Origin of the sequence: Kitasatospora sp. NPDC048286, from assembly GCF_043201735.1 — a bacterium.
GTDB lineage: Bacteria > Actinomycetota > Actinomycetes > Streptomycetales > Streptomycetaceae > Kitasatospora.
In genome coordinates, this window is the sequence record NZ_JBICZE010000011.1 from 60,691 (window position 1) to 86,733 (window position 26,043).

Below are 26,043 nucleotides of genomic sequence, written 5' to 3' on the forward strand. Positions count from 1 at the left end.
GACCGGTTCCACGCCGGCCGCCGCACGGGCCCTGCTCGACCAGCGCGTCCGCGCGGCCCGGAACAGGGCCGCCGGGGGCGAACCCGAGGCCACGATCCCACCCCGCCCGGAGGGTGCGCGGGTGACGTCGTTCACCCAGGAACGCATGTGGCTGGTCGAGCGGCTGTCCGACGGACCCGCAATGTACAACGTCCACGAGGTCTTCCGGCTGCGCGGCCCGCTGGACGTGGCCGCCCTCGGCCACGGCTTCACCGAGCTGGTGCGGCGCCACGAAGTCCTGCGCACCGCCTTCCCCGAGCAGGACGGGCGCCCCAGCCCCTCGCTCCAGCCGGCCCGGCCGGTCGACCTCCCCGTCACGGACCTGCGGACCGAGCCCCCGGAACTCCGGACGCGGCTGGCCCTCGATCTCGTCCGATCCGAGATCCTGCGCCCGTTCGACCTGGCCACCGCCCCGCTGCTGCGGGCGTCACTGCTGCGGGTCGACGAGGACGAACACGTCCTGGTGGTGGTGGTCCACCACATCGCGGTCGACGGCTGGTCGATGCCGCTGCTGTGGGACGACCTGGCGGAGGCGTACCGGAGCCGGCTGGAAGGCCGCGAGCCCGAGCTGCCCCCCTTGCGGATCCAGTACGCGGACTTCGCCCACTGGCAGCGGGCCCGGCTCTCCGGGGACCACCTCCAGCGCCAACTGGACTACTGGAGCGCACAGCTGTCCGGGCTCCCGCCGCTGGACCTGCCCACCGACCGCAGGCGCGGACCGGTCCGCGCGGGCCGGGGCGAGCGCATCGGCTTCACGGTGCCCGAGGAACTGGCCGGGCGGTTGCGGCTGTTGGGCCGGCGGCACGGCGCGACGATGTTCATGACGCTGCTCGCCGCGTTCCAGGCCCTGCTCGCCCGCTACAGCGGGCAGTCCGACGTGGCGGTCGGCACGCCGGTCGCGGGCCGGACCCGTCCCGAACTCGACCCGCTCGTGGGCTCGTTCATCAACACCCTGGTCATCCGCACCGACCTCGCGGACGACCCGAGCTTCGCCGAACTGCTCGACCGGGTCCGCCGGACCGCCGTGGACGCCTACGCGCACCAGGACCTGCCGTTCGAACGGCTGGTGCAGGAGCTGCGCCCGGCGCGCGGTCTCGACCGCAATCCGCTGTTCCAGGTGATGTTCGCCGGCCTGTCCGACCCGACCGACTCCCTCCGGCTGGCGGGGACGGAGAGCGAACGGATCGACGTCGACAACGGCACGGCCAAGGTCGACCTCAGCCTGGTGGTGACCGACGGGCCGGCCGGCACGACCGGGACGGTGGCCTTCGACACCGATCTGTTCGACCGCGCGAGCGTGGAGCGTCTGGTCGGCCACTACCTCCGGTTGCTGGACGCCGCGTCCGGCGACCCCGACCGTCCCGTCTCGCGGCTGGACCTGCTCACCGAGGCCGAGCGCGAAGCGCTGCTGGTGGCCGCCAACGCCACCGAAGAACCCTTCCCCAGGGACCTCTGCGTGCACGAGCTGGTCGAGGAGCAGGCCAGGCTGGCCCCCGACGCGGTGGCCGTCCGCTGCGGCGCCGAGCGCCTGACCTACCGGGAACTCGACCGCCGGGCCAACCGGTTGGCCCGGCACCTGCGAGCCCGCGGAGCCCGGCCGGAACGCCTGGTCGGCGTGTGCCTGCCGCGTTCGGCGGACCTGGTCGTGGCCCTGCTGGCCGTCCTCAAGTCGGGCGCCGCCTACCTGCCACTGGACCCGTACCTCCCGGCGCAGCGCATGGCGTTCATGCTCGCCGACGCCGAAGTGCCGCTGCTGCTCACCCGGCGCTCCCTGGCCGACCGGCTGCCGCGGCACGACGCCACGACGGTGTGGATGGACGCCGAGGCCGGGCACGTCGCGGCCCTGCCCGAGGACCGGCTGCCACCGCTCGCGGTGCCCGCCAACCTGGCGTACTCGATCTACACCTCCGGTTCGACCGGCCGCCCCAAGGCCGTGCTGGTCCCGCACGAGGGCGTGGTCAACTACCTGGTGGTCCGCGGCCGGCAGCTGGACCTCGGCGGGGACGACGTCGTCGCCTCGGTGGCCTCGATCTCCTTCGACGTCATCGTCCCCCAGGTGCTCATGCCCCTGGCCTGGGGCGCGAGCGTGGTGATCGCCCCGTCGGAGGTCGCGGTCGACGGCCCGCGCCTGACGGAGATGCTGCGCGAGTTCGGCGTCACCACGCTCATGGCCACACCGGCGACCTGGCTCCTGCTGCTGGACGGCGGATGGCGGGGCGGCCGGTTCCAGGCGATCTGCGTGGGCGAACCGCTCCAGCCCGCCCTGGCCCGGCGGCTCCTCGACCGGGTCTCCACGCTGTGGAACGGCTACGGCCCCACCGAGGCGTCCGTCGGCTGTGTCACCCGGCGCGTCGACGCCGAACGCGACCTGGCCCGGCCCGGAGGGTCCGTGCCGATCGGCCGGCCGCTCGGCAACCTGCGGATCCACCTGCTGGACTCCGCCGGCGCCCCGGTGCCCGTCGGCGTCCCGGGGGAGATCCACATCGGCGGGGTCGGCGTCACCCGCGGGTACGCCAACCGGCCCGGGCTGACCGCCGAGCGTTTCGTGCCCGATCCGTTCGGCGCCGACGGCGGCCGGCTGTACCGGACCGGCGACCTGGCGCGGTACCTGCCGGACGGCAGCCTCGTCTTCCTCGGCCGCACCGACGAGCAGGTGAAGATCCGCGGATACCGGATCGAGTTGGGCGAGGTCGAGGCCGCGCTGTGCGCCCAGCCCGGCGTCGCCAGGGCCGTGGTGACGGTGCGCGGCGGCGGGACGGACGCCGAACTGGCCGGCTACCTGGTGTGGCAGGACCAGCCCGGTGACCCGGCGCTCCTGCGGCGTTCCCTGCGCGAGACCCTGCCCGAGTTCATGGTGCCCACCACGCTGACCGCACTCGACCGGATCCCGTTGACCACCAACGGCAAGGTGGACCGCGGGGCCCTGCCCGCACCCGACCGCCACGGCCGCGAGACGGGCGCGCTACCGCCGCGGGACCTGCTGGAACTCCTGATGACCGGCATCTGGGAGCGCGTGCTGGGCACCTCGCGGGTGGGCGTCCGGGACGACTTCTTCGCGCTGGGCGGGCATTCCCTCAGGGCGGTCGAGCTCGTGGAGACGATCCGGCGGGAGTGGGGGGTCACCGTGCCGCTGAACACGGTGTTCCGCCACCCCACCGTCGAGGGCCTGTGCGCGGAGGTGCCCGACGCCTCGCGGGCCCTGCGCCGGCTCGTCGTTCCGCTGGCCGAAGGAGACCGCCGCCGGGCGCCGCTGATCCTGGTGCACCCGCAGAGCGGCGACGTGTGCTCCCTCCTCCACCTGAGCGGACGGCTCGCCGGCGGCCGGCCCGTCCACGCTCTGGAAGCCGTCGGCTACAACACCGACGAGCCGCCCCTGGCCACCGTCGAGGAACAGGCGCGGCGCTACCTGCGGGAGCTGCGGTCCGAACTGCCCGACGGCCCGTACCTGCTGGCCGGCTGGTCCTTCGGCGGGCTGGTCGCCTTCGAGATGGCCCGCCTGCTGGAGGAACAGGGGAACCCCCCGGGATTCCTCGGGATCATCGACGCCGCAGCGCCCGCGTCCACCGGTGGATCCACCGACGGGCCCGACCACGAACTCGACGAGCAGGACGCCCTCGCCCTGCTGCTCCACGACGCGCACGCCCGCGAGCGCCTTCCCCAGCGGGCGCGCACCGAACAACTGCGCCGCATGGCACGGGTCCTCACCACCAACGGCGCCGCCGCCCGACGCTACCGGTCGACGGCACGGCTGCGGACACCGATCCACCTGTTCACCAGTACCGGGACCAACCCCGCGCTCGCCGGCCCGGTCGTGGTCCCCGCCCATTGGCGGGAACGCACCCACGGGGCGCTGACCGTGGTCGAGGCCCCGGGCAACCACCACGACATGCTGTCGCCGCCCCACGTCGTGCCCCTCGCCGACGCGCTGTCGGCCATCCTGGAGGAGCTCGGATGAGCGACGCACACGAGCTGCCGCTGTCGTCGGCGCAGTCCGGCATCTGGTTCGCCCACCACCTGCGCCCCGGGAGCCCCGCGTACAACACCGGCGAGTACGTGGACATCCCCGGACCGATCGACGCGGAGCTGTTCGAGAAGGCCGTGCGGCGCGTGGTGGACGAGACCGAGTCACTGCGCGTCCGCCTCATCGACGGTGCCGAGGGCCCCCGGCAGGTCGTCACCCCGTCGCCCGACTGGACGATGGACCACGTCGACCTCACGGCGGCACCGGATCCGCTGCGGGCGGCCGAGCAGTGGATGCGCGCCGACCTGTCCACCCCGGTCGCGCTCACCCGGGGCCCGCTGTTCCGCCAGGCCCTGTTCGCCATCGCGCCGGACCGCTTCCTCTGGTACCAGCGCGTCCACCACATCGCGGTCGACGGCTTCAGCATGTCGCTCATCGCGCGCCGCGTCGCCAGGACCTACACCGTACTGGTCCGGGGCAGCGGCGGGGCAGGACCGGCCTTCGGGCCGCTGAGCCTCCTGCTGGCGCACGACGCCGGCTACCACGCGTCGGAACAGCCCGGACAGGACCGGGCGTTCTGGTCGGCCCGGCTGGCCGGCCGGCCGGATCCGGTCAGCCTCGCCAGCCGCTCGGCGGCCGCCTCGGACGGCTTCCTGCGCCGTACCGGCACCCTCGACGCGCCCACCGTGGCCGCGCTGCGGCGGGCCGCCCGACCCGCGGGCGCGAGCTGGCCCGCCGCCTTCACCGCGACGGCCGCCGCGTACCTCCACCGCCTCACCGGCGAACGGGACATCGTGCTCAGCATGCCGGTGACCGGGCGCACCGGCTCCGCCGCGCCGGCCGTCCCCGGCATGGTGGCGAACGTGGTGCCGCTGCGGCTGCGCGTGCACCCGGAACAGGGCCTGTCCGCACTCGCGCGACAGGTGGCCGAGGAGATCGCCGCCCAGCGCCCGCACCAGCGCCACCGCAGCGAGGACCTGCGCAGGGAGCTGGACCCGGCCCGGTCGGAACGGGTCCTGTTCGGGCCCGTCGTCAACATCATGTCCTTCTACTACCACCTGGACTTCGCGGGCGTCCGGGCCACCGTGCACAACCTGTCCAACGGACCGGTCGAGGACCTCTCGTTCTCCGTCTACGACCGCTCCGACGGCACCGCGCCCCGACTCGACGTCGACGCCAACCCCGCGCTCTACTCCGAGGCCGAACTCACCGCCCACCAGCGGCGGTTCCCGCGGTTCCTCGACGCGGTGGCCACCGACCCGGACCGGCCGATCGGCCGGCCCGACCTCCTCACCCCCGAGGAACGGCACCGCACCGTCGTGGCCGCCAACCGCACCACGCGTCCGCTCCCGCACCCGACGGTGCCGCTCGCCTTCGCGGCCGAGGCCGGGCGCACACCCGACGCCACCGCCGTGGTGTGCGGGGAAACCACCCTGACCTACGCGGAGTTGAACGCCCGGGCCAACCGGCTGGCCCACCGGCTCATCGCCCTGGGCGTCCGCTGCGACAGCCCGGTGGCCGTGCTCATGGAACGCTCCGTCGACGTGGTGGTGTCGGTCCTGGCGGTCGGCAAGGCCGGCGGCGCCTACGTGCCGCTGGACACCCGGGCCCCGGCGGCCCGCCTGCGCCGCGTCCTGGCGGACACCGGGGCGGCGGTGCTGCTCACCCACCGGGCCACCCAGGGCCACGAACTGGCCCACGGCACCCCGGGGGTCGTCGTCGACGCCGACCCCGGCCTCGCCGACGAGCCCGCCACCGACCCCGTCGTATCGCTGCGCCCGGACCACCTGGCGTGCGTCCTGTACACCTCCGGGTCCACGGGCACGCCGAAGGGCGTGGCCCTGAGCCACCGCAACGTCGTCAGCCTGACCGCGCAACACTGCTGGCGGGACGAGGACGGCCCGCGCGTGCTCGCACACTCCCCGCACGCCTTCGACGCCTCGACCTACGAGTGGTGGGTGCCGCTGCTCAACGGGGGCCGGGTGATCGTGGCCCCGCCCGGCGAGCTGGCGCTCTCGGACCTCCACCGGCTCATCGTCGATCACCGGGTCGGCGCGCTGTGGCTGACGGCCGGGCTGTTCCGGGTGTTCGCCGAGGAGTCCCCCGGCACGCTGGCCGGGGTCGGCCAGGTGTGGACCGGCGGTGACATCGTGCCGGCCGACGCGGTACGGCGCGTCCTGGCACGGTGCCCGGACTCCGTGGTGGTCGCCGGGTACGGCCCGACCGAGGCCACGACGTTCACCACGCGCAGGGTGCTGCGCCCCGGTCAGGCCGTGCCCGACGTCGTCCCCCTCGGCCGGCCGATGGACAACAGGCGGGTGTACGTCCTGGACCGGGCACTGTCCCCGGTGCCGCCGGGAGTGGCGGGCATGCTGTACGTTGCCGGCGCCGGCGTGGCGCGCGGGTACCTGGGCGACCCCCGCCGGACGGCCGAGCAGTTCGTGCCGTGCCCGTTCGGCGACCCGGGCGAGCGGATGTACCGCACGGGCGACGTGGTCCGCTGGAACGCCGAGGGGGAGCTGGAGTTCCTCGGCCGCGCGGACGAGCAGGTCAAGCTCCACGGCTTCCGCATCGAGTTGGGCGAGATCGAGGCGGTCCTGGCCGGGCACCCCGCCGTCGCCCAGGCGACCGTGGTCGCGGGCCCGGGCGGCTCGTCCGGCAGGCGGCTGATCGGCTACGTCGTCCCGGCCGGGGGCGCGCGGCTCGACGCGGCGTCGGTGCGGGAGCACGCCTCCGAGGTGCTGCCGGACTACATGGTGCCCTCGGCGATCGTCACGCTCGACGCCTTTCCCCTGACGCCGAGGGGGAAGATCGACCGGGCCGCGCTGCCCGTCCCGGACCCCGCCCCGGCACCGTCCGGGCCCGGACCGCGGACGCCGGCGGAGCGGACGATGTGCGAGCTGTTCGCCGAGGTGCTCGGCCTGCCCGCGGTGGGAGCCGACGACGGCTTCTTCGACCGGGGCGGCAACTCCCTGCTCGCGACCCGGCTGGTCAACCGGGTGCGGGTGAGGTTCGGCCGTGAACTCACCCTCGGCGCCCTGTTCCAGGCACCCACGCCGGCGCGCCTGGTCGAAGCGCTCGACGAAGCCCCGGACGCCGCGGCCGTACCGGCGCTCTCACCACGTGACACGACTCCGACACCTCTGATGACACCTCAGACACCTCTGACACCTCTCTGACCCCGATCATCTGACAGCGATCACAGGAAGCACCTCGGCATGGTCCACACCCTCTCCCATCCCGACGAAACGCCGGCACCACCGGAAACACCGGTGGTCGCGGCAACCCCGACCGCCCCGGCCGACCCGGTGACCCCGGCGCTTGGGGTGTCCCAGGTCCACCGGTACTACCAGCTCGTCGACGCCGGGGACGTGCCCGCGCTGGTCGCCCTGTTCGCCCCGGACGCCCGCTACCACCGCCCCGGGTACGAACCCATGGTCGGGCACGCCGAACTGGAACGCTTCTACCGAGACCAGCGGGTGATCCGCACCGGCGTGCACACCCTGGCCACCGTCGTCACGACCGACGACGAGGTGGCGGTGCACGGCCTGTTCCGCGGCGTGCTGCACGACGGCGGTGAGGTCGAACTGCGGTTCGCGGACTTCTTCCGGATGACCCCGCAGGGCCGCATCGCCTCGCGGCACACCTTCTTCCACGTGCCGGCGGTCTGAGCCGGTGGCCACACCCGGTGACACCACACACCCCGTGCCGCGCACCGGCCACCGGGACGACCACCCACCGGACAGCGCCGGCAGCGGCCACCACGGCGCCGGCCCGCGCGGCAGCTCGTCCAACCCCGACGGGGACACCCCAGCACAGGAAAGCGGGAAGCAGTTGACCAAGACGCTCCTCACCTCCGACAACCCGGCGTTCGTCGGCAGCGGACGGCCACCCTTCGACGCACGGGCCATCCACGAGCTGGTCGCCGAACAGGCGGAGCGGGCCCCGCACGCGCCCGCCGTCACCTGCGACGGACAGACCCTGACCTACCGGCAGCTCCACGACCGCGCCCACCGGCTCGCCACGCGACTGCGAGCGGCCGGACTGGCGCAGGAGGACGTCGTGGGCGTGCTGGTGCCGCGCTCGCCGGAGCTGGTCGTGGCCCTGCTCGCCGTCCTCATCGCGGGCGGCGCCTACCTCGGACTCGAACCGGACGACCCGGCCGGCCGCCACGCGCTGCTGCTCGAGGACGCCGGCGCGCGCATGGTGATCACGGAAGAGGCCCTGGGGGAGCACCTGCTGGGCACCGTCGTCACGGTGACGGAGGAGCGCCCGATCCAGGAGCAGCCGGCCACCGGGCCGGCGGCTCCCGCCCGCCCCGGCGACCCGGACCGGCTCGCCTACGTCAGCTACACCTCGGGCTCCACCGGCGAGCCCAAGGGCGTCGGCGTGCCCCACCGGGCGATCGACCGGCTCGTCCGGGGCGCGGACTGGATGGACGTCCGTCCCGAGGACGTCTTCTTCCACCTCGCGCCGGTCGCGTTCGACGCCTCCACGTTCGAGATCTGGGCCCCCCTCGTCAACGGCTGCCGACTGGTGCTCTTCCCCCCGGTCGCCATCACACTGGAGCACGTGGCACGCGTCGTCCGTGCCGAGCGCGTCACGGTCCTGCTGCTGACCACCGGGCTCTTCCACCAGATGGCGAGCTCCCACCCGGAGGCGTTCGCCGACGTGCGGCACGTCCTCACCGGGGGCGACGTGGCCTCGCCGAGCCACGTCCGGCACCTGCTGGCCCGCCACCCGGAGCTGCTCTTCACCAACGGCTACGGACCGACCGAGAACACCACGTACACGACCTGCTGGACCAGCAGCACCCTCCCGGAACTGCGGAGCGTGCCGATCGGCCGCCCGATCAGCGGCACCAGGGTCGCCGTGCTCGACGACGACCTCACGCCGGTGCCCGCCGGCGAGTGCGGCGAACTGTACGTGGCCGGGGCGGGCCTGGCCCGCGGCTACCTGGGCCGCCCGGCCGCGACCGCCGAACGGTTCCTGCCGGATCCCTTCGGGACCGAACCGGGCGCCCGGATGTACCGGACCGGAGACCTCGTGCGATGGCTGCCGGACGGCACGCTGGAGTTCGTCGGACGCGCGGACGACCAGGTCAAGGTCCAGGGCTACCGTGCCGAGCCGCGCGCCGTCGAGGTCGAGCTGGAACGGCTCGCCGAGGTGCGGCACGCCGTCGTGCTGCCGCAGCCCGATCCTGCGGGCGGCACCCGGCTGCTGGCCTACGTCGTGCCCGCGGAACCCGCTCCGGCGAGTACCGCCGACCTCGGTCGGCGGCTGCGCCGTGAACTGCGGGACAGGCTGCCGGACTACCTGATCCCCTGGGCGATCCTCGTCCGTCCCGAACTGCCGCTGAACCGCAACGGCAAGATCGACCGCGCGGCCCTGCCCACCGCCACCCGGGTACCGCGCAACGTGGCCAACGAGTTCGTCCCGCCCCTCACCGAGGTGCAGACGCGACTGGCCGAGCTGTGGGGCGACGTCCTCGGCGTCGAACCGGTCGGCGTCGGCGACGACTTCTTCGACCTCGGCGGACACTCCCTGCTGGCCACCGACCTCCTGGTCGCCACCCAGCGCGAGTTCGGCGTGGACCTCCCCGCGCAGACCCTGTACCTGTCGCCGACCGTCGCCGAACTGGCGACGGCCCTCACCGCCCGGATCCGGCCGGCGGACGACCCGGACGGCTCGGACGGCCCGACAGAAAGCCCGGCCGACGCGGCGGTGGGCCCGGACGACGGGACGGTGGGCCCGGACGGCGCGGCGGGGGAGGAGCGGCACCGATGACGACGCTTCCCCCGACCACGCGGTGCCCGGTCCTCGCCCCGCAGCCGGTCGACCTGATCGACCCCGACCTCCACCACTCGGGCGGGGCCCACGAGGTGTGGCGACGGCTGCGCCGCCACGCCCCGGTGAGCTGGCAGCCGGTCGGCGACATCGGCTACTGGTCGATCGTCGGCCACGCCGAGGCCGGCCGGGTCCTGCGCGACCACGACACGTTCACCTCCGAACAGGGCACCCTGCTCAACCTCCTCGGCCAGGGCGACCCCGCCGGCGGCCGGCAGATGGCCGCGACCGACCCGCCCCGGCACTCGCACCTGCGCGGCCCGCTGCAGCAGGCGCTGTCGATCAAGACGGTGGAGAACGACCGGGAGGCCATCCGCCGGGTCGTCGTCGAACTGCTCCGGCCGCTGGCCGACGGCGGCCCGTACGACTTCGCCGCCGCCATGGCCGGCCTGCCGATGGCCGTGATCGGCACCATGATGGCGCTACCGGAGCAGGACTGGCCGCGGCTCGTCCGGCTCGCCCACGCCTGCATCGCCGCCGACGACCCCGAGTTCCAGCTCGCCGACGGACCACGGGCCACCCTCGTGACCGCCCACCGTGAACTGTTCGCCTACTTCCAGGACACCGTCACCGCGCGGAGGCGCGCACCGGGTGACGACCTGATCAGCGTGCTGCTCACCATGGAACTGGACGGACGCCGACTGTCGCCGGGCGAGATCGTGTCCAACTGCTACAGCCTGCTCCTCGGTGCGACCGTCACCACCGCCCAGCCACCGATCGCGGCGATGGTCGAACTGGCCGGGACCGCGGTCCTGGACGACTGGGCAGCACACCCGGAGCTGCTCCACAGCGGCGTGGAGGAGGCCCTGCGATGGGCTTCGCCCACCCAGCACTTCATGCGCCACGCCACCCGCGACGTCGAGATCCGGGGCATGCCGATCCCCGCCGGGGACGCGGTCGTCGTGTGGCTGGGGTCGGCCAACCGCGACGAGACCGTGTTCGCCGACCCGGACACCTTCGACATCCGACGGCGGCCCAACAAGCACATCGCGTTCGGCGTCGGCGCGCACTACTGCATCGGACACACCGTCGCACGGGTGGCCCTGCGGATCCTGTTCGCCGAACTGCTCGGCCGGTTCACCGACTTCGAACTCGCCGGGACGCCGCGGCGCATGCGCTCGAACGTCATCGCGGGCTTCACACACCTGCCGATCACCGCGCGGACCCGATAGGCGCCGCTCCTCGCCGCCGCCCTCACCCTTGCCGGCATCACCGCAGCCGAACCCGAGAAGAAACCCCCACCCGGAAGGTCATCAGTGGACGCTCCGACGGCCCCCATCCGCAACAAGTGGTTCATCCGCGAGCCGTCGCCGGTGGCACCGGCACGGGTGTTCTGCCTGCCGTACTCGGGGTGCGGGGCGAGCATGTACCGCCGGTGGCCGTCATCGGTCGACGGCGTCGAGCTCTGCCCCGTGCAGCTGCCGGGCCGGGAGAACCGGATGCGCGAGCCCGCCCACACCACCTACGAGGCGATGGCCGACGACCTCTGCGAAGCGCTGCGCCCCTACCTGGACCGTCCCTACGCCCTGTTCGGGCACTGCGGCTCCGCGTTGGCGGCGTACGAGACCGCCGTACGGCTGGTCGAAAGGGGCTGCCCCGCCCCGACCCAGGTGTTCGTCTCCGCCGAGGTCGCACCGCAGGACGGCCCCTACGGCCGCTTCCTCGGCATGGACGACGACGAGCTGGCCGCCGAACTGCGCGGGCTCGTCGCGGAACTGGGCGGCACCCTGGAACCGAGCCTGCTCGCCCTCTACCTCGGCGTCCTGCGGAACGACGTCGACATGAACAAGCGCTACCACGTGGCCGAGCCGCTCCGGCTGCCCTGCCCGATCACCGCCATCGGCTGGACCGAGGACACGGGCATCCCGCCGTCGCTGATGACCGGCTGGTCGGCCTGCGGCGAAGCGTCCTTCGAACTCCTGGAGGGAGGCCACTACCGCTTCATCGAGGCGCCGGCGGAACTGCTGGCGCTCCTGGTCGCGGATCTGACTCCCGGCCCGCCCCACACCCCGTGACACCGCCGATCGGGCGGCCGCAGCCGCGGCCGCCCGATCAGTGGTCGGCCGGATCAGTACGGCGGCGGTCATCCGCCGAAGCCGGACAGGCCGTTCGGCCGTCGTTTCAGAGACGTGGCGTCCAGCCGGGTGGGGTGAGCGCGGTGTCGGTCACGATCCGCGTGACCGTGGTGTCGAGGCTGCTGTCCTGCCCGATGACCCGTTCGAGGCCCCCGGGCAGGAGGTCGTGCGCCCGGTACCAGCCGGCCATCTGGTCGGGGGAGACCTCGGCGGCCAGCGGGCGGGTGGCGTGCCGGCGCACGGTCTCGTCGAACTCGACGTCCAGGTAGTACAGGAAGCTGCGCCCCCGGTGGTCGGTGGCGAGCCCGGCCGGCAACGAACCTCGCCCTGGCCTGCCGCTTCGACCGCTCGGCTCCTTCGACTACTCGGGGACGAGCACCGCGACGCCGGTGACCCGGTCGGCGGCGAGGTCCGCGAGGGCGGTGTCCGCCTGTCGCAGGGGGTAGCGGGTCACGTGGACGGCCGGGCGGGTGCGGGCCGCTTCCGCGAGGAAGGCCCGCCCGTCGGCGCGGGTGTTGGCGGTGACGCTGCGCAGGGTGCGTTCCTGGAAGAGGTGCCGCTGGTAGTCGAGTCGCGGGATGTCGGTGAGGTGGATGCCCGCGACGGCGAGCGTGCCGCCGCGGTCCAGGGCGGCGAGGGCGGCGGGCACGAGTTCGCCGGCCGGGGCGAAGAGGATGGCCGCGTCCAGTGGTTCCGGGGGCGGGTCGTAGGAGTCGCCGGCGAAACCGGCGCCGAGGTCCAGGGCGAGTCGCCGGGCGGGTGCGGCGCGGGTGAACACGGCGACCCGGGCGCCCCGGGCGAGGGCGATCTGGGCGGTCAGGTGCGCGGACGCGCCGAAGCCGTAGATGCCGAGCAGTCCGCCGGTGGGCAGTTCGGCGCGTTCCAGGGCGCGGTAGCCGATGATCCCGGCGCACAGCAGCGGGGCCAGTTCGTCAGCGGGCGGGCCCTCGGGCAGCCGGTAGGCGTAGCGGGCGTCGGCGGTGAGGTGCCGGGCGTAGCCGCCGGGCCGGTCCCAGCCGGTGTAGCGGGAGTCGGGGCAGAGGTTCTCCCGCCCGCTGCGGCAGTAGCCGCACCGGCCGCAGGTCCCGGCCAGCCAGGCCACCCCGGCCCGGTCCCCGACGGCGAACCCCTCGGCTCCGGCACCGACCGCCAGCACGCGGCCGACCACCTCGTGTCCGGGGGTGCACCGCGCCGTCCTGGGGGAGAGGTCCCCCTCCGCGAGGTGCAGGTCGGTGCGGCACACCCCGCAGGCCTCCACCTCCACCAGGATCTCCTGCGGCCCGGGCGGCTCCAGCGGCCGCCGCTCCCACACCAGTGGTCCCGGCCCAGGCCCGCCGACCGGCCCCGGGCGGTCCACCGCCCAGGCGTCGGTCTCCGTGGGGAGGGGTTCCGTCGTGCTCATCGCCGTCTCCTGCCGCTCGGCCCGTGACGTCGGACGTCCGCGTTCAAGTCTGCTGCGTGATCACGCGTTCGGCGCTGCGCCCGACGGGCCCGGCCCGTTCGGCGCGAACCCGGCCGACCGGCCGGGGCCGGCGGGGTCGGCGGGGTCGACCCGGGCCCGGCTGGCCAGGAGGTCGGCGAAGGCCACGGTGAGCGGGTCCGGGCGGGTGCGGGTGTAGGCGGTCAGGGTGCGCAGGATCGGGGGAGCCGGGCGCAGCAGGGCGCCCTCGAAGTGGGCCGGGACGATGTTGGCGGGCACCAGGGCGGGGCCGAGCCCGGCCGCGGCGAGCAGCGGCGCGGCGGAGGTCTGCTCCGCGCGGATCGCCGCCCGGGGGCGGAAGCCGGCCCGGGCGCAGACCTGGTCCAGGAGGTCGGCGAGGCCGTTGTCGGGGGCGTAGTGGACCCAGTCGCGGTCGGCGAGTTCGGTCAGTTCGACCGTGCCGGTGGGGCGGTCGGCCAGTGGGTCCTCGGCGGGCAGCACGATGGTGAACTCCTCGACGCCGAGCTCCCGGATCGGCCCCTCCCAGCCGGTCGGCGCGGGCCCGATGGCGAGGTCGGCGCGGCCCGCGAGCATGGCCTCCTGGAGCCGGTCGGTGTGGGCGTACTCGCGCAGCCGGATCCGCACGCCGGGGTGGCGGCGGTGCCAGTCCCGGAGCACCGGCGGCAGGATGCCGAGGCTGACCGAGTAGACGACGGCGACCTCCAGTTCGCCCTCCTCCAGGCCGGACGTCCGGCGGGCCGCCGTGTGCAGGCGCTCGGCCTCGGCCAGCGCGGCGCGGGCGTGCGGCAGGACCGCCCGGCCCATCGGGGTGAGCCGTACGGAGCGCGGCAGCCGTTCCAGCAGCGGGCCGCCGAGGGAGCCCTCCAGGGCGCGGATCTGGTGGGAGAGCGCGGGCTGGGTGACGTGCAGTTGTTCGGCCGCCCGGGTGAACGATCCGGTGTCGACCACGGTGGTCAGGTACTCGAGCTGCCTGAGTGTCGGCGTTGCCATGAGCGGATTTTATCGCTGGGGTAGAAAACAAGCCTTGGACTCATCACGGGCGGCCGGGAGAGGGTCGTGGTGTGGCCGCCGCGGGAAGCAGCGGGCGGCCTGATTCCCCGACGATCCCCAGGAGTTCCCCATGTCCGTTTCCGCCTCCGCACCCGGCACCACGTCGCTCCCGGCCTCGCTCCCGGCCTCGCTCCCGGCCTCGCTCCAGGACCGACGGCTCGTCGTGGTCGGCGCCGGCTCCCGTACCGGGCGGGCCCTGGCCAGGGCCGCCTCGGCGGCCGGCGCCTCCCTGGTGCTGGCGGGCCCGGACCCGCGCAAGCTGGAGTGGACGGCCGGCGAGCTGACCGGACCGTCCGAGGTGATAGCCCTCGACCTCGCCGACGAGCGGTCGATCGCCGACTTCGCCGCCCGGGCCGGCCGCTTCGACCACCTGGTCTCGACTGCCGCGATGCCCGCCAACGGTCCGCTGCGGGAGCTCGAGGCGGCCGACGTGCAGCGGGCGTTCGCGGCGAAGGTGATCGGCCCCCTGCTGCTGGCCAAGCACCTGGTCGGGCAGGTCGCCGAGAGCGGCTCGTTCACCTTCTTCTCCGGCGTGGCCGCGTGGCGCCCGGCACCGGCGCGCACGGTGATGGCCACCACCAACGGCGCGCTGGCCTTCCTGGTGCGGGCGCTGGCGGTCGAGATCGCGCCGGTCCGGGTCAACGCGGTCTCCCCCGGCATCGTCGACACCGGCTCCTGGGACGGCCTGGGCGCCGACAAGGAGGCGTTCCTGCGCGGGGTCGCCGAGCGCAACCCGGCCCGGCGCGTCGGCACCCCGGAGGACCTGGTCAAGGCGGTCTTCTACGCCATCGACAACCCGTACGTCACCGGCACGGTGCTGCACGTCGACGGCGGCGGCCGGCTTGCCTGAGCCGCGGCCGCGGCGTCTTCTTCCCCTTTCTCCCCCCCCGGCGCGCCCGGCCCCCGGGCGTGCCCACCCCGATCCGAGGAGCTGTTCCCATGCGCCGCCCGCGCACCCTCATCCGTACCGCCGCCGTCCTGGCGGCCGTGGCCGCCCTGGCGGGCGGCACCGCAGCGGCCGCCCCCGCTCACGACAGCGGTCGCCACGACTCCGCCCACGACTGGCCGCAGCGACTGATCGACCGTTCGCCCGGTCTCGTCCAGCCGAAGGCGCTCACCGCGGACCGCTCGGTCGGCGCCCGGCGAGCGGCCCAGGAGGTCCACCTGGCCCAGCAGTTGTACACCTTCTGGAACACCGGGCAGCAGCGCTACCTGGACGCGGCGGTCAGCCCGCAGTTCCGCGACAACACCCTGCCGCCGGGCCGTCCTCAGGGCCCCGCCGGGCCGCTGTTCGCCTCGAGGAACTTCCGTGCCGCGGTGCCGGACCTGACCTGCGAGCTGTCCGACCTCCTGGTCGCCGGCGACAAGATCACCGCCCGGCTGGTCTTCCGGGGCCACTTCACCGGCACCTTCGACGGCGTGCGGGGCCAGGGCCAGCGCGTCGAGTTCAACGCCATCGACATCCAGCACGTCGGTACCGACCGGATCACCGAGGACTGGCACATCGAGGACAACGCGACGCTGCTGGCCCAACTGGGCGTCCACGCCTGACGGCTCGCGGCAGCCGGACGCGTACGCCGGGCGGATCGTCAGGCCGGGCTGCCGTGGCCGCCGCCGCCCGGGGTGCGGATCTCCAGGGCGTCCCCGGTGGCGAGTTCGGCGCTTCCGCAGCCGGGCAGCTCCTCGACCGTGCCGTCGGCGCGCAGGACCCGGTTGTCGCCGAGGGCGCCGGGGGAGCCGCCGTCGAGGCCGTACGGGGGGACGCGGCGGTGGCTGGTGAGCAGGCTGACGGTCATGGGTTCGCGGAAGCGCAGCCGGCGCAGCGCGCCGTTGCCGCCGTGGTGGCGCCCGGTGCCGCCGCTACCGGGGCGGACGGCGAACTCCTCGACCAGGACCGGCAGTCGCCACTCCAGGACCTCGGGGTCGGTGAGGCGGGAGTTGGTCATGTGGGTCTGGACGGCGTCCGCCCCGTCGAAGTCCGGGCCGGCGCCGGAGCCGGAGGCGATGGTCTCGTAGTACTGGTGCTCCGCGTTGCCGAAGCTCAGGTTGTTCATCGTGCCGGAGCCCTCCGCCTGCACGCCGAGTGCGGCGTAGAGGGCGCCGACGATGGCCTGGGAGGTCTCCACGTTCCCGGCGGCGACGGGGGCGGGGTACTCGGGGGCGAGCATGGAGCCGGGCGGCACGACGATCCGCAGGGGGCGCAGGCAGCCGTCGTTGAGCGGGATGTCGTCGGCGACGAGGGTGCGGAAGACGTACAGGACCGCGGCGGTGACGACGGCGGAGGGCGCGTTGAGGTTGCCGTCGAGCTGGGGGGAGGTGCCGGTGAAGTCGATGACGGCGCTGCGTTCCCGGCGGTCGACGCGCACCGAGACGGCGATCACCGCGCCCGAGTCGGTCTCGTAGCGGTACGTGCCGTCGGTGAGGCCCTCGACGGCGCGGCGCACCGCCTGTTCGGCGTTGTCCTGGACGTGCCGCATGTAGGCCTGCACGACGTCGAGTCCGAAGTGGTCGATCATCGCGTTGACCTCGTCGACGCCCTTGCGGTTGGCGGCGATCTGGGCGCGCAGGTCGGCGAGGTTGGTGTCCGGGTCGCGGGACGGGTACGGCGCCTCGGTGAGCAGCCGGACGGTCTCCTCCTCGCGCAGCCGCCCGTCCACCACCAGCGGCCAGTTGTCGAAGAGCACGCCCTCCTGGTGGATCTCGCGGCTGTCGGCCGGCATCGAGCCGGGGGCGGTGCCGCCGATCTCGGCGTGGTGGCCGCGGGAGGCGACGAAGAACAGCACGTCCTTCCCGTCCGGGTCGAAGACCGGGGTGACCACGGTGATGTCGGGCAGGTGGGTGCCGCCGTGGTACGGGTCGTTGACGGCGTAGGCGTCGCCCGGGCGCATCCGCGGGCCCTGCCGGCGGAGCACCTCCTTGACGGTGGTGCCCATCGAGCCGAGGTGGACGGGGATGTGCGGGGCGTTGGCGACGAGGTTGCCGTCCGGGTCGAAGAGCGCACAGGAGAAGTCGAGCCGCTCCTTGATGTTGACCGACTGGGCGGTGGACTCCAGTCGGGCGCCCATCTGTTGGGCGATCGCCATGAAGAGGTTGTTGAAGACCTCCAGCAGCACCGGGTCGGCGGCGGTCGGCACGACCTCCTCGGCGGTGGCGCCGACCTGCTCGACCAGCAGGTGCCCGGCGGCGGTGACGGTGGCCTTCCAGCCGGCGTCCACCACGGTGGTGGCGTTGGCCTCGGCGATCACGGCCGGGCCTGCGACGGTGTCGTCCGCGCGCATCGACTCCCGCTCCAGCAGCGGGACCTGGCTCCACCGGCCGCCGGTGTGCAGGCGGACGGCGGCGGGCTCGGCGGTAGTGCCGGCGGGCTCCGCCGCGGTACCGGTGGGCTCGGCCGCGGCGCCGGCGGGGGAGAGGGCGTCGAGTGCGGGCTGCTCGGTCAGGCCGGTGCCCTCCACGGCGAGGGCCTCGACCACGAGCGGGCGGTCCATCAGGAAGGAGTAGGTGGCCCGGTGCCGCTCCTCGAACTCGGCCCGCATGCCGGCCGGTTCGCCCAGCGGGACTCCGATCGTGGTGTCGGTGCCCTGGTAGCGCAGCCGGGCCCGGTGGGTCAGCCGGATCCGGTTCCGCGGGACGCCCTGGTCGAGCAGCTCGCCCGTGGCCGTCTGCGCGAGTTCGTCGGCGAGAGCCCGTACCGCGGCCATCTCCTCCTCGGCGAGCGGCCGTTCGACGGCCTGCTCGCGCAGGACGGTGGTGTCGGCCAGGCCGATGCCGAGGGCCGACAGCACCCCGGCCATCGGCGGCACCAGCACGGTGCGGATGCCCAGCGCCTCGGCCACCGGGCAGGCGACCTGGCCTCCCGCGCCGCCGAAGGTGGTCAGGGCGTAGCGGGTGACGTCGTGGCCCTGCTGGACGGAGATCCGCTTGATCGCGTTGGCGATGTCGCCCACCGCGATCCGCAGGAAGCCCTCGGCCGTCTCCTCCGCCGAGAGGCCGCCGATCTCGTCGGCCAGTTCGGCGAACCGGCGCCGGGTCAGGTCGGTGTCGAGCGGCTGGTCGCCGTCCGGCCCGAAGACGCGCGGGAAGTGCCCAGCCTGGATGCGGCCGAGCAGCAGGTTGGCGTCGGTGACGGTCAGCGGCCCGCCGCCCCGGTAGCAGGCCGGCCCCGGGTCGGCGCCGGCCGAGTCCGGTCCGACCCGCAGGCGTTCGCCGTCGAAGCGCAGCACCGAGCCGCCGCCCGCCGCCACGGTGTGGATCGCCAGCATCGGCGCCCGCAGCCGGACTCCGGCGACCCGGGTGGTCACCACCCGCTCGTACTCGCCCGCGAAGTGCGACACGTCGGTGGAGGTGCCGCCCATGTCGAAGCCGATCACCCGGTCGCGGCCCGCCAGTTCGGACATCCGCACCATGCCGACGATGCCGCCCGCCGGGCCGGAGAGGATCGCGTCCTTGCCCCGGAAGTGCCCGGCCTCGGCGAGGCCGCCGTTGGACTGCATGAACATCAGCCGGACACCGGCGAGTTCCTCCGCGACCTGGCGGACGTAGCGGCGCAGGCCCGGGTCGAGGTAGGCGTCGACCACGGCGGTGTCCCCGCGCGGCACCACCTTCATCAGCGGGCTCGCCTCGCTGGACAGCGACACCTGGTCGAAGCCGAGCCGCTCGGCGAGCCGGCCGATCTCCCGTTCGTGGGCGGGGTACAGACAGCTGTGCAGGCAGACCACCGCGACCGAGCGGATGCCGTCGTCCAGGCAGCCGCGCAGGTCCTCGGCGAGCCGGTCGAGGTCCGGCGGGCGCAGCACCTCGCCGTCGGCGGTGATCCGTTCGTCCACCTCGACGACCCGGGCGTAGAGCGGCTCGGGCAGGACGATCTCGCGGGCGAAGATCTGCGGCCGGTTCTGGTAGCCGATCCGCAGCGCGTCCGCGAAGCCGCGGGTGACGCACAGCGCGGTCGGCTCGCCGGTGCGCTCCAGCAGGGCGTTGGTGGCCACCGTGGTGCCCATCCGGACGGAGTCGACGTGCGCTCCGAGGTCGGCGTCGGGCGGCAGCAGGGCCCGGATCCCGGCGACGGCCGGGTCGCGGTAGCGGGCCGGGTCGTGCGAGAGCAGCTTGCGGGTCAGCAGTCGGCCGTCCGGTGCCAGCGCGACCACGTCGGTGAAGGTCCCGCCCCGGTCCACCCAGAACTGCCAGCCCCTGGCTGCCATGACCGGCTCCCTCCGCCCTGCCGCGTGGCGTTCCGCGCGTGGCGTCCGTATGCGCGTGGTGGTGCGCGCACGAGTGGCCCCGCGCACGAGTATCCGACCGGGCGAACGACCCGGGCAAACGGAACATACTGGGCGGGAGGGTCGACTCCTGGAGGCGGCGATGACGGCCACGACGGTGGGGGTGCTGCGCGAGACCGTGCCCGGTGAGCGCCGGGTGGCCCTGGTGCCCGACCTCGTCCCGGCCGTCGGGCGACTCGGCGTGACCGTCCTGGTCGAGCCCGGAGCCGGTGCACCGGCCGGCCACCAGGACGCGGAGTTCCGCGCCGCGGACGCCACCGTCACCGGGCGCGCCGGGCTGCTGCGCCGTGCCGACGTCCTGCTCGGCATCCACCCGCCGAACCTCGACCCGACGCGCGAGCTGCGGCCCGGGCAGGTGCTGGCCGCGCTGCTGCGGCCGCAGCGGATCCCGTACCTGGTCCGGCAGTGGGCGGACCGCGGGGTGACGGCGATCGGCCTGGACCTGGCGCCCGACCTGCCCGCCGCCTACCCGCTGGACGCCGGGGCCTCCCAGGCCAGGGTGGCCGGGTACCGGGCGGTGCTGCTCGCCGCCGGGCATCTGGACCGCTGCCTGCCGCCCTGGGGCACGACGGACGGCCTGTTCGACCCGGTCCGGGTGCTCGTGGTCGGCGCGGGCCCGGCGGGTCTCCAGGCGATCGACACCGCCCGCCGCCTCGGCGCCCCGGTCGACGCCGTCGAACCGCGCCCCCGCGAGCGCGCCGCGGCCGCGGCCCTGGGCGCCCGGCTGTCGGACCCGCCCGGGCTGCGCCCGGTGGCGGACGAGGGGGAGCTGGGGGAGCCGCTCGACCGGGACCGTTCGGCCTGGTCGGCGGGGCTGGCCGAGGCCGTCCTGCGGTACGACCTCGTGGTGACGGCCCTCGCCCCGCCGGGCCGGCCGCCGCCCGTCCTGCTGCACGGGGCGACGGTGGCACGGCTGCGGCGCGGCTCGGTGCTGGTGGACCTCGCGGCCGGCCCGGAGGGCGGCAACGTCGAGGGCGTCCTGCCGGGCACGACGACGGCGGCTGGGGGCGGGGTCACGGTGATCGGCGCGGAGGACCTCGCGGCGCAGGCGCCCGGGACGGCCTCGCGGGCGTACGCCCACAACGTGCTCGCGCTGCTCGACCGGCTGACGCACACCGGCTCGCCGGGCGCGGACCCCGTTCTCGGCCCGATGCTGGTGACCGACCGGGGCGCCGTACGGCACGAACCCACCGCCCGGCTGCTGATGGCGGCGACCGCCGTCGCCGGTCTTCCCTGAGGGGTTCAGACGGCGTGCGAGAACAGCCCGGCGTGCCGGGCGATCGCCCCGGCGCGGTCGGCACACTGCTGGTAGCAGCAGGACAGCAGCACGAGGTCGGTGACATCGACCGGATCGCCGCCCTGCTCGCCGAGCAGCAGCTCGTACAGCAGCCGTTGCCGCTGCCCGAGCTCGTGCAGCCGCGTCAGCAGGTCCGCGATGTCCCCGGCCGAGCCCGACTCCAGGGCGTCGGCGGAGCGGGCGACCAGGTCCAGCGCCGCGTCGGCGATCCCGATCAGGGGCGCTCGCAACCGTTCGTCGAACGGCTCCCGCTCCTGGCGGGCCCAGGCCGCCTCCAGCAGCCGCAGAGCCAGCCGCCCGAGGGCCTCCACCTCGCATCCCACGTGGACGCCCACCACGATCGCGGCCCGGCCGTCGGGCGTCACGGCGGCGTCCTCCTCGACCCGGGTGAGCAGTTCCGCCAGGGCCTTCTCCGCGGCGGTGATCCCGGCGCCGCCGTCGGCCGGGTCCGTGAGTACGGCCGTCGCGCCGCCCAGCGCGGTGTTCGCCAGCCGTACCAGGCCGGCCAGCTCGCCGACCAGGGCGCGGCGCCCGGTCCCTCCGACGTCAGACATCCCGTCGTCTCCTGTCCTCCACTCTCCTCGACCAGTCTCCCTCCGGTGCCGCGAGGGCGCCTCGGTGCGGGATCAGAGCAGACTCGCGCCCCAGGCTCGGGCGCGGTCGAGTTCGCCGGTGCGCAGCGGCCCGTCGGTGTCCTCCACGATGAAGCCCTCGGGTTCGACGACCACGTCGTAGCGGTGGTGGGAGAGCCGGTGGGCGATGCCCTTGGCCGCGCCTCCGGCCCGGGACGTGTCGACCCGGGTGTCGAACGCGGCGGCGTAAGTGCCGGACTCGGTCTCCGGAAGGTCGTGGAACCAGGCCCGCAGGCCCGGACCCTCGACCGTCTCCCGCGCCTCGGCCGCCTTCTCCTCAGCACCCTCCTTGTGTCCCTCGGCCGTGGCGGCCACCCTGCGGCTGAGCCCGGAGGACATGCCGCGCAGGTGGGTCGGGCCGCCGACCACCAGCAGGTCCGCGGTCCGGGTGATGTCGGTGTGGGCCTCGGCCACCGGGAGGCAGTCGACGGCCGCCCCGGGATCTGCCTGGTGCACGCCCTCGGCGATCGCCTCGGCGATCTCCCGGGTGTTGCCGTACATGCTCTCGTACACGATCACGGTGTGCATGGTCTCCACCTTCCGTCCTCTTCAGTCTCGCGCCTGAACTCCGCTGCCGAGGTGGGCCGTTCGGCCGGACCTGTCGGCAGGACGGGCACGTCCGCGCGGACGGGCGGCGGACGGGCGGCGGCGCGGCCACCCGGGCCCACAGCGGTACCCGTCGGTCGGCGGCGACCTCGTCGCGGCCGTGCTCGGCGAGCCGTCGGGCGGCCTCGGCGCCGGTCGGCCCACGCGTGCGCGGATCGACGGTGACGGTCACGGGGGCGGCCCGTCAGTCGGCGAACAGGTGCGGGTTCGGCGGGATGCGTTCCGGGGCGGCGGGCTCGTGGGCGAAGTGGTGGATCCGGGCGTCCGGCCCGGGGAAGTACTCGGTGACCCGGTCGTCGTCGGACCAGCGGACGTCGTACGGCGGGCTGCCGTCCGGGTGGTGCAGGCCGACGATCTCGCCGTCCCTGCGGGCCGCGCCCGGCCGGGTGCCCTGGACGATGATGCGGTCTCCCACGGTGGCTTTCATGCCCGTCTCCCTGGCTCGGTGCGGGGCCCGGGCCCGTGGCCCCGGCCGTCCGTACTTCCATGGCACCACCGAACGGGGGTTTCGGCAGGGGTCGGACGGGTCCCGCCTCGGGGACCACAGCCCCGAGCCCGGGGGCCCGGGGGCCCGGGCGAGCAGGGCCGTCAGGCCCTCGGCGGCGGGCGGCGGGCCCGGGAGACTGATCGGCGAGATCGTCGGCCCGTACCGACGAGACAGAGCCGTTCCGGCACCGAGGAGACGCGTCATGTCCGCCGCAGCCGCCACGCGCAGGCGTCCCGCCTCGCACACGACCCTGCGCGGGCACGTGCGCCGGGCCGCCGGCCGGGACCACAACCCGCTCTGCCGGCCGGTCGACCGTGCGTACAGCCGCCTGGTGGCGTCGGCGGTCCTGACGGCGCTCGCCTCCTTCGTCCTGGCGGCGGTGGCGGCCCTGCTCGTCCACCACGTGGAGACGGCCGACGCGCGGGACACCGCCCGCGACCGGCACGTCGTCACCGCCGTGACGACGGGCCCGGCCGAGTCGGTCGACCCGCGGGCGGGCCGCGTGCGGGAGCAGGCCCCGGCCCGCTGGACGTACCCGGTGGGGCCGGGAGCCGGCCACGTCTCCGTGCCGGCGGGCACGCCGGCCGGGACGGCCGTGGCGGTCGGGCTGAACGGCGCCGGACAGCCGGTCGACGCGCCCCGGTCGGGCGAACTGATCGTCGCGGAGGCCGTCCTGGTGGGCCTGGGCACGGTCCTGGTGCTCGCGCTCGTCGCGGACGGCTGCTTCGCGCTGCGCCGACGCCGGTTGGACCGTCGGGCCGAGCGGGACTGGGAGTCCGCCTGGGAGCAGGTGGAGCCGCGCTGGTCCGGGCGGCGGTGACCGGGCCCGCTGCCGAGGGTTCCGTCGCGCAGAGCTTCCGAGGGCTCCGTCACTCAGAGGTGGCTCCGTCGCTCAGGGGTGGCTCCGTCGCTCAGAGGTGGAAGAGCCTCGTCTCGCCGGGCCGGACCGTCGCCGTGCTGCCGCGCAGGCGGATGCGGACCGGCTCCTGACGGTCCTGGTGCAGGCTGACCGTGACGGTGCGGCGGTCGACGGCGACGGTGAGGCCCCAGTGGCCCCGGTAGCGCAGGTCCAGCTCCAGCCGGCCGAGGGCGGAGGGCAGCCGGGGGTCCAGCCAGAGGGCGTCCTCGCGGACCTCCAGGCCGGTGTAGCAGCGCTGCAGCAGGTCCACGGCGCCCGCCATGGCGCCCAGGTGGACGCCCTCGGCGGTGGTGCCGTGCTGGCTGTCCCTGAGGTCGGCGACCAGGGCGTCGCGGAAGTGGCGCCAGGAGGCGCGGCGGTCGCAGCGGGTGAGCACCCAGGCGTGTACCACCGAGCTGAGGGTCGAGCCGTGGACGGTGCGCCGCAGGTAGTAGTCGGTGGTGCGGCGCAGCAGTTCGTGGCCGGCGGGGTGGCCGAGGCGGCGCAGCAGGTCGCGGACCTCGCGGGCGGAGAACAGGTACCAGAGCATCAGCGCGTCGGCCTGCTTGGAGGCCTTGTAGCGGTTGACGGTGTCGCCCTCGGCCTCCATGATCCGGTCGAGTCGGCGCAGGTCCGGGTAGCGGCGCCGGTAGGCGGGCCAGTCGAGTTCGGCGAGGCGCTCGTAGCCGTCGAACTGGCTCAGGACGCCGTCGTGGAACGGGACGTGCAGGTGTCGGCCGACCTCCTGCCAGCGGTCCAGCTCGGCGGCGTCGAGCGCCAGGCGTTCGCGCAGCTCGTCGCGGCGGTAGCCGGGCAGGACGTCCAGGGCGTCCTGGGCGCGGGCCAGCACCCAGGAGGCCAGGACGTTGGTGTACGCGTTGTCGTCCAGGCCCGGCCGGGTCTCCCAGGGGTAGGCGTCGTGGTACTCGTCGGGGCCGAGCACCCCGCGGATGGACCAGTGCCCTCGGGTCGGGTCGTGGACGGCCGTGGAGGACCAGAACCGGGCGATCTCCAGCAGCGTCTCGGCGCCGGCGGTGGCGAGGAAGTCCCGGTCCCCGGTGGACTGGTAGTACTGCCAGATGTTGTACGCGACGGCGGAGCCGACGTGCCGCTGGAGATGACTGTGGTCGGGCAGCCAGCGGCCGGACAGCGGGTTGAGGTGCCGCTGCTGGGACTCCTCCCGGCCGTCGCGGGCGCTCTGCCACGGGTAGACCGCGCCGCGCACCCCGAGGGCCCGGGCCTGGCGGCGGGCCGCGTCGAGGCGGCGGTGGCGGTAGCGGAGCACGGCGCGGGCGAGTTCCGGGAAACGGAGGTTGAGCAGCCGCAGGACGAACAGCTCGTCCCAGAAGACGTGCCCCCGGTACGCCTCCCCGTGCAGCCCCCGGGCCGGGATGCCGACGTCCAGGTCGACGGAGTGCTCCGAGTAGGTCTGGAGCAGGTGGAACAGGTTCAGGTGCAGCGGGCCGGCCCCGTCGAAGTCCGCCTCGATCCGGCAGCGGCGCCACAACTCCGCCCAGCGCAGGGCGTGTTCGGCGAGTAACTGGTCGAACTCCCCGGCCTCGGCGGCGAGCAGCCGGGAGGCGAGCAGCGGGGTCTCGACGGCCCGGTCGCGGGAGGTGTGCACGGCCACGGTCTTCGTCACGGTGACGGGGCGGTCGGGGGCGGCCTCCATGGTGAGGAGGCGGGCCACCCACCCGTCGCGGACCTCGGCCGTCGAGGTGTGCTCCCGGTCGGCCTCGGTCCGGGCGCACAGGGCGATCCGCAGGGGCGAGTTCGCCGTGTCGGCCTCGAGCCGCAGCAGACCGCTCTCGTCCACCCCCTGACCTGCAGGGACGAGGTGGCGCCCGGCCAGTCCCCGGTAGCGGGCGACCCCGGCGTTGGCGACGCGGCCGTCCAGGCCCGAGCGGACCTCGAACGGGCCCGACCAGTTCTCCGGGGTGAGGGTGCTCTCCAGTGCCAGCAGGTGCGGCCGGGCCTGGCTGGCCAGGCGGCGCTGCACGAGGCGGGTCCGCCGCCCCTGCCCGTCGACCACCAGGGCGGTGCGGGTCAGCAGCCCCCGGCGCAGGTCCAGCTCCAGGGTCTGCTCGGCGGGCGGGCCGGCGAACCACGCGCCGCCGGCCGGGCGGAAGGTCAGCGGCAGCCAGTTCGGGCAGTTGACCAGGTCCTCGTTGGCCACCACGTGTCCGGCGACCGCCGACTCCGCACGGTCGTAGCAGCCCGCCAGGTACGTCCCCGGGTAGTGCACCCCGTCGGCGGCCGACTCCGGCGCGGCGCCCCGGCTGACCAGGTAGCCGTTGCCGACCGCGCACAGCGCCTCGCGCAGGCCCTCCTCGGCCGGGTCGAAGCCCCGGTAGCGGAGGGTCCACGGGTCCGGCATATCGGGATACCCCGTGGGTGGGTCTGCTGCCACGACCTGACCTCCGTGCCGACCGGC

The 26,043-nt window shown here is 74.7% G+C and carries 18 protein-coding genes; 10 read left to right on the plus strand and 8 right to left on the minus strand.

Annotated features, from left to right (window positions below):
* Positions 1 to 121 precede the first annotated feature (121 nt).
* From ACGF13_RS25500 to ACGF13_RS25525, 6 genes are all read left to right on the plus strand, one after another.
* The gene (locus tag ACGF13_RS25500; protein WP_392878954.1) at positions 122 to 3,994 is read left to right on the plus strand and encodes an amino acid adenylation domain-containing protein; all 3,873 of its coding nucleotides are present in this window, start codon (positions 122 to 124) and stop codon (positions 3,992 to 3,994) included.
* Entirely contained in the window at positions 3,991 to 7,179 is a 3,189-nt protein-coding gene (locus tag ACGF13_RS25505) for an amino acid adenylation domain-containing protein (RefSeq protein ID WP_392878957.1), read from the plus strand. Before ACGF13_RS25500 ends, ACGF13_RS25505 begins: the two co-directional genes overlap by 4 nt.
* A 93-nt stretch (positions 7,180 to 7,272) precedes the next feature.
* Positions 7,273 to 7,671: a nuclear transport factor 2 family protein gene (locus ACGF13_RS25510; RefSeq protein ID WP_392878959.1), complete on the plus strand. Its 399-nt coding sequence runs from the start codon at positions 7,273 to 7,275 to the stop codon at positions 7,669 to 7,671.
* Positions 7,672 to 7,705: 34 nt separating this feature from the next.
* Complete coding sequence (locus ACGF13_RS25515) at positions 7,706 to 9,787, plus strand: amino acid adenylation domain-containing protein (RefSeq protein WP_392878961.1); 2,082 nt, start codon at positions 7,706 to 7,708, stop codon at positions 9,785 to 9,787.
* Positions 9,784 to 11,019, plus strand: coding sequence for a cytochrome P450 (locus tag ACGF13_RS25520; protein ID WP_392878964.1), 1,236 nt, complete (start codon positions 9,784 to 9,786; stop codon positions 11,017 to 11,019). The genes ACGF13_RS25515 and ACGF13_RS25520 overlap by 4 nt, the downstream gene beginning before the upstream one ends.
* 84 nt (positions 11,020 to 11,103) lie before the next feature.
* The gene (locus tag ACGF13_RS25525) at positions 11,104 to 11,862 is read left to right on the plus strand and encodes a thioesterase II family protein (protein ID WP_392878967.1); all 759 of its coding nucleotides are present in this window, start codon (positions 11,104 to 11,106) and stop codon (positions 11,860 to 11,862) included.
* 106 nt (positions 11,863 to 11,968) lie between these two features.
* Here the strand turns inward: ACGF13_RS25525 and ACGF13_RS25530 are convergent, their stop codons facing one another.
* The 3 genes from ACGF13_RS25530 to ACGF13_RS25540 are packed head-to-tail and all read right to left on the minus strand — an operon-like array spanning position 11,969 to position 14,353.
* Positions 11,969 to 12,238, minus strand: a complete 270-nt coding sequence (locus ACGF13_RS25530; protein WP_392878970.1) for a hypothetical protein — start codon at positions 12,236 to 12,238, stop codon at positions 11,969 to 11,971.
* A gap of 45 nt (positions 12,239 to 12,283) precedes the next feature.
* On the minus strand, positions 12,284 to 13,324 hold the full coding sequence (locus ACGF13_RS25535; protein ID WP_392878972.1) for a zinc-binding alcohol dehydrogenase family protein: 1,041 nt from the start codon (positions 13,322 to 13,324) through the stop codon (positions 12,284 to 12,286).
* 60 nt (positions 13,325 to 13,384) lie between these two features.
* A complete protein-coding gene (locus ACGF13_RS25540) occupies positions 13,385 to 14,353 on the minus strand; it encodes a LysR substrate-binding domain-containing protein (RefSeq protein WP_392878975.1) in 969 nt (322 codons plus the stop codon).
* Between the two features lie 130 nt (positions 14,354 to 14,483).
* Here ACGF13_RS25540 and ACGF13_RS25545 point away from each other — a divergent pair, with 130 nt between their 5' ends.
* Positions 14,484 to 15,263: an SDR family oxidoreductase gene (locus tag ACGF13_RS25545; RefSeq protein WP_392878978.1), complete on the plus strand. Its 780-nt coding sequence runs from the start codon at positions 14,484 to 14,486 to the stop codon at positions 15,261 to 15,263.
* 89 nt (positions 15,264 to 15,352) lie between these two features.
* A complete protein-coding gene (locus tag ACGF13_RS25550; protein WP_392878980.1) occupies positions 15,353 to 15,964 on the plus strand; it encodes an ester cyclase in 612 nt (203 codons plus the stop codon).
* Between the two features lie 38 nt (positions 15,965 to 16,002).
* Here the strand turns inward: ACGF13_RS25550 and ACGF13_RS25555 are convergent, their stop codons facing one another.
* Positions 16,003 to 19,611 carry a hydantoinase B/oxoprolinase family protein gene (locus ACGF13_RS25555; protein WP_392878983.1) on the minus strand — a complete coding sequence of 1,203 codons (3,609 nt, stop codon included), beginning with the start codon at positions 19,609 to 19,611 and terminating at the stop codon, positions 16,003 to 16,005.
* 160 nt (positions 19,612 to 19,771) lie between these two features.
* Between ACGF13_RS25555 and ACGF13_RS25560 the strand changes: the two genes are divergently transcribed.
* Positions 19,772 to 20,926 carry an NAD(P) transhydrogenase subunit alpha gene (locus tag ACGF13_RS25560; protein ID WP_392878985.1) on the plus strand — a complete coding sequence of 385 codons (1,155 nt, stop codon included), beginning with the start codon at positions 19,772 to 19,774 and terminating at the stop codon, positions 20,924 to 20,926.
* 5 nt (positions 20,927 to 20,931) lie between these two features.
* On the opposite strand, the gene ACGF13_RS25565 is transcribed toward ACGF13_RS25560, so the two are convergent.
* The 3 genes from ACGF13_RS25565 to ACGF13_RS25575 form a co-directional block, all read right to left on the minus strand.
* On the minus strand, positions 20,932 to 21,540 hold the full coding sequence (locus tag ACGF13_RS25565) for a hypothetical protein (RefSeq protein WP_392878988.1): 609 nt from the start codon (positions 21,538 to 21,540) through the stop codon (positions 20,932 to 20,934).
* A gap of 72 nt (positions 21,541 to 21,612) precedes the next feature.
* Positions 21,613 to 22,146, minus strand: coding sequence for a flavodoxin family protein (locus ACGF13_RS25570; RefSeq protein WP_392878990.1), 534 nt, complete (start codon positions 22,144 to 22,146; stop codon positions 21,613 to 21,615).
* 262 nt (positions 22,147 to 22,408) lie between these two features.
* Complete coding sequence (locus ACGF13_RS25575; RefSeq protein ID WP_392878993.1) at positions 22,409 to 22,651, minus strand: DUF1918 domain-containing protein; 243 nt, start codon at positions 22,649 to 22,651, stop codon at positions 22,409 to 22,411.
* A gap of 262 nt (positions 22,652 to 22,913) precedes the next feature.
* Between ACGF13_RS25575 and ACGF13_RS25580 the strand changes: the two genes are divergently transcribed.
* A complete protein-coding gene (locus ACGF13_RS25580; RefSeq protein WP_392878995.1) occupies positions 22,914 to 23,531 on the plus strand; it encodes a hypothetical protein in 618 nt (205 codons plus the stop codon).
* Positions 23,532 to 23,622: 91 nt separating this feature from the next.
* Here ACGF13_RS25580 and ACGF13_RS25585 read toward each other — a convergent pair whose 3' ends face one another.
* Positions 23,623 to 25,986, minus strand: coding sequence for a glycoside hydrolase family 65 protein (locus ACGF13_RS25585; protein ID WP_392878998.1), 2,364 nt, complete (start codon positions 25,984 to 25,986; stop codon positions 23,623 to 23,625).
* Positions 25,987 to 26,043: the final 57 nt, after the last annotated feature.

Bases quoted from the DNA above. Each gene is read 5' to 3' on its own strand.
- ACGF13_RS25505 (WP_392878957.1), top strand. From the start codon at position 3,991: ATGAGCGACGCACACGAGCTGCCGCTGTCGTCGGCGCAGTCCGGCATC.
- ACGF13_RS25520 (WP_392878964.1), top strand. From the start codon at position 9,784: ATGACGACGCTTCCCCCGACCACGCGGTGCCCGGTCCTCGCCCCGCAG.
- ACGF13_RS25535 (WP_392878972.1), bottom strand. From the start codon at position 13,324: ATGAGCACGACGGAACCCCTCCCCACGGAGACCGACGCCTGGGCGGTG.
- ACGF13_RS25540 (WP_392878975.1), bottom strand. From the start codon at position 14,353: ATGGCAACGCCGACACTCAGGCAGCTCGAGTACCTGACCACCGTGGTC.
- ACGF13_RS25545 (WP_392878978.1), top strand. From the start codon at position 14,484: ATGTCCGTTTCCGCCTCCGCACCCGGCACCACGTCGCTCCCGGCCTCG.
- ACGF13_RS25550 (WP_392878980.1), top strand. From the start codon at position 15,353: ATGCGCCGCCCGCGCACCCTCATCCGTACCGCCGCCGTCCTGGCGGCC.
- ACGF13_RS25555 (WP_392878983.1), bottom strand. From the start codon at position 19,611: ATGGCAGCCAGGGGCTGGCAGTTCTGGGTGGACCGGGGCGGGACCTTC.
- ACGF13_RS25560 (WP_392878985.1), top strand. From the start codon at position 19,772: ATGACGGCCACGACGGTGGGGGTGCTGCGCGAGACCGTGCCCGGTGAG.
- ACGF13_RS25565 (WP_392878988.1), bottom strand. From the start codon at position 21,540: ATGTCTGACGTCGGAGGGACCGGGCGCCGCGCCCTGGTCGGCGAGCTG.
- ACGF13_RS25570 (WP_392878990.1), bottom strand. From the start codon at position 22,146: ATGCACACCGTGATCGTGTACGAGAGCATGTACGGCAACACCCGGGAG.
- ACGF13_RS25575 (WP_392878993.1), bottom strand. From the start codon at position 22,651: ATGAAAGCCACCGTGGGAGACCGCATCATCGTCCAGGGCACCCGGCCG.
- ACGF13_RS25580 (WP_392878995.1), top strand. From the start codon at position 22,914: ATGTCCGCCGCAGCCGCCACGCGCAGGCGTCCCGCCTCGCACACGACC.
- ACGF13_RS25585 (WP_392878998.1), bottom strand. From the start codon at position 25,986: ATGCCGGACCCGTGGACCCTCCGCTACCGGGGCTTCGACCCGGCCGAG.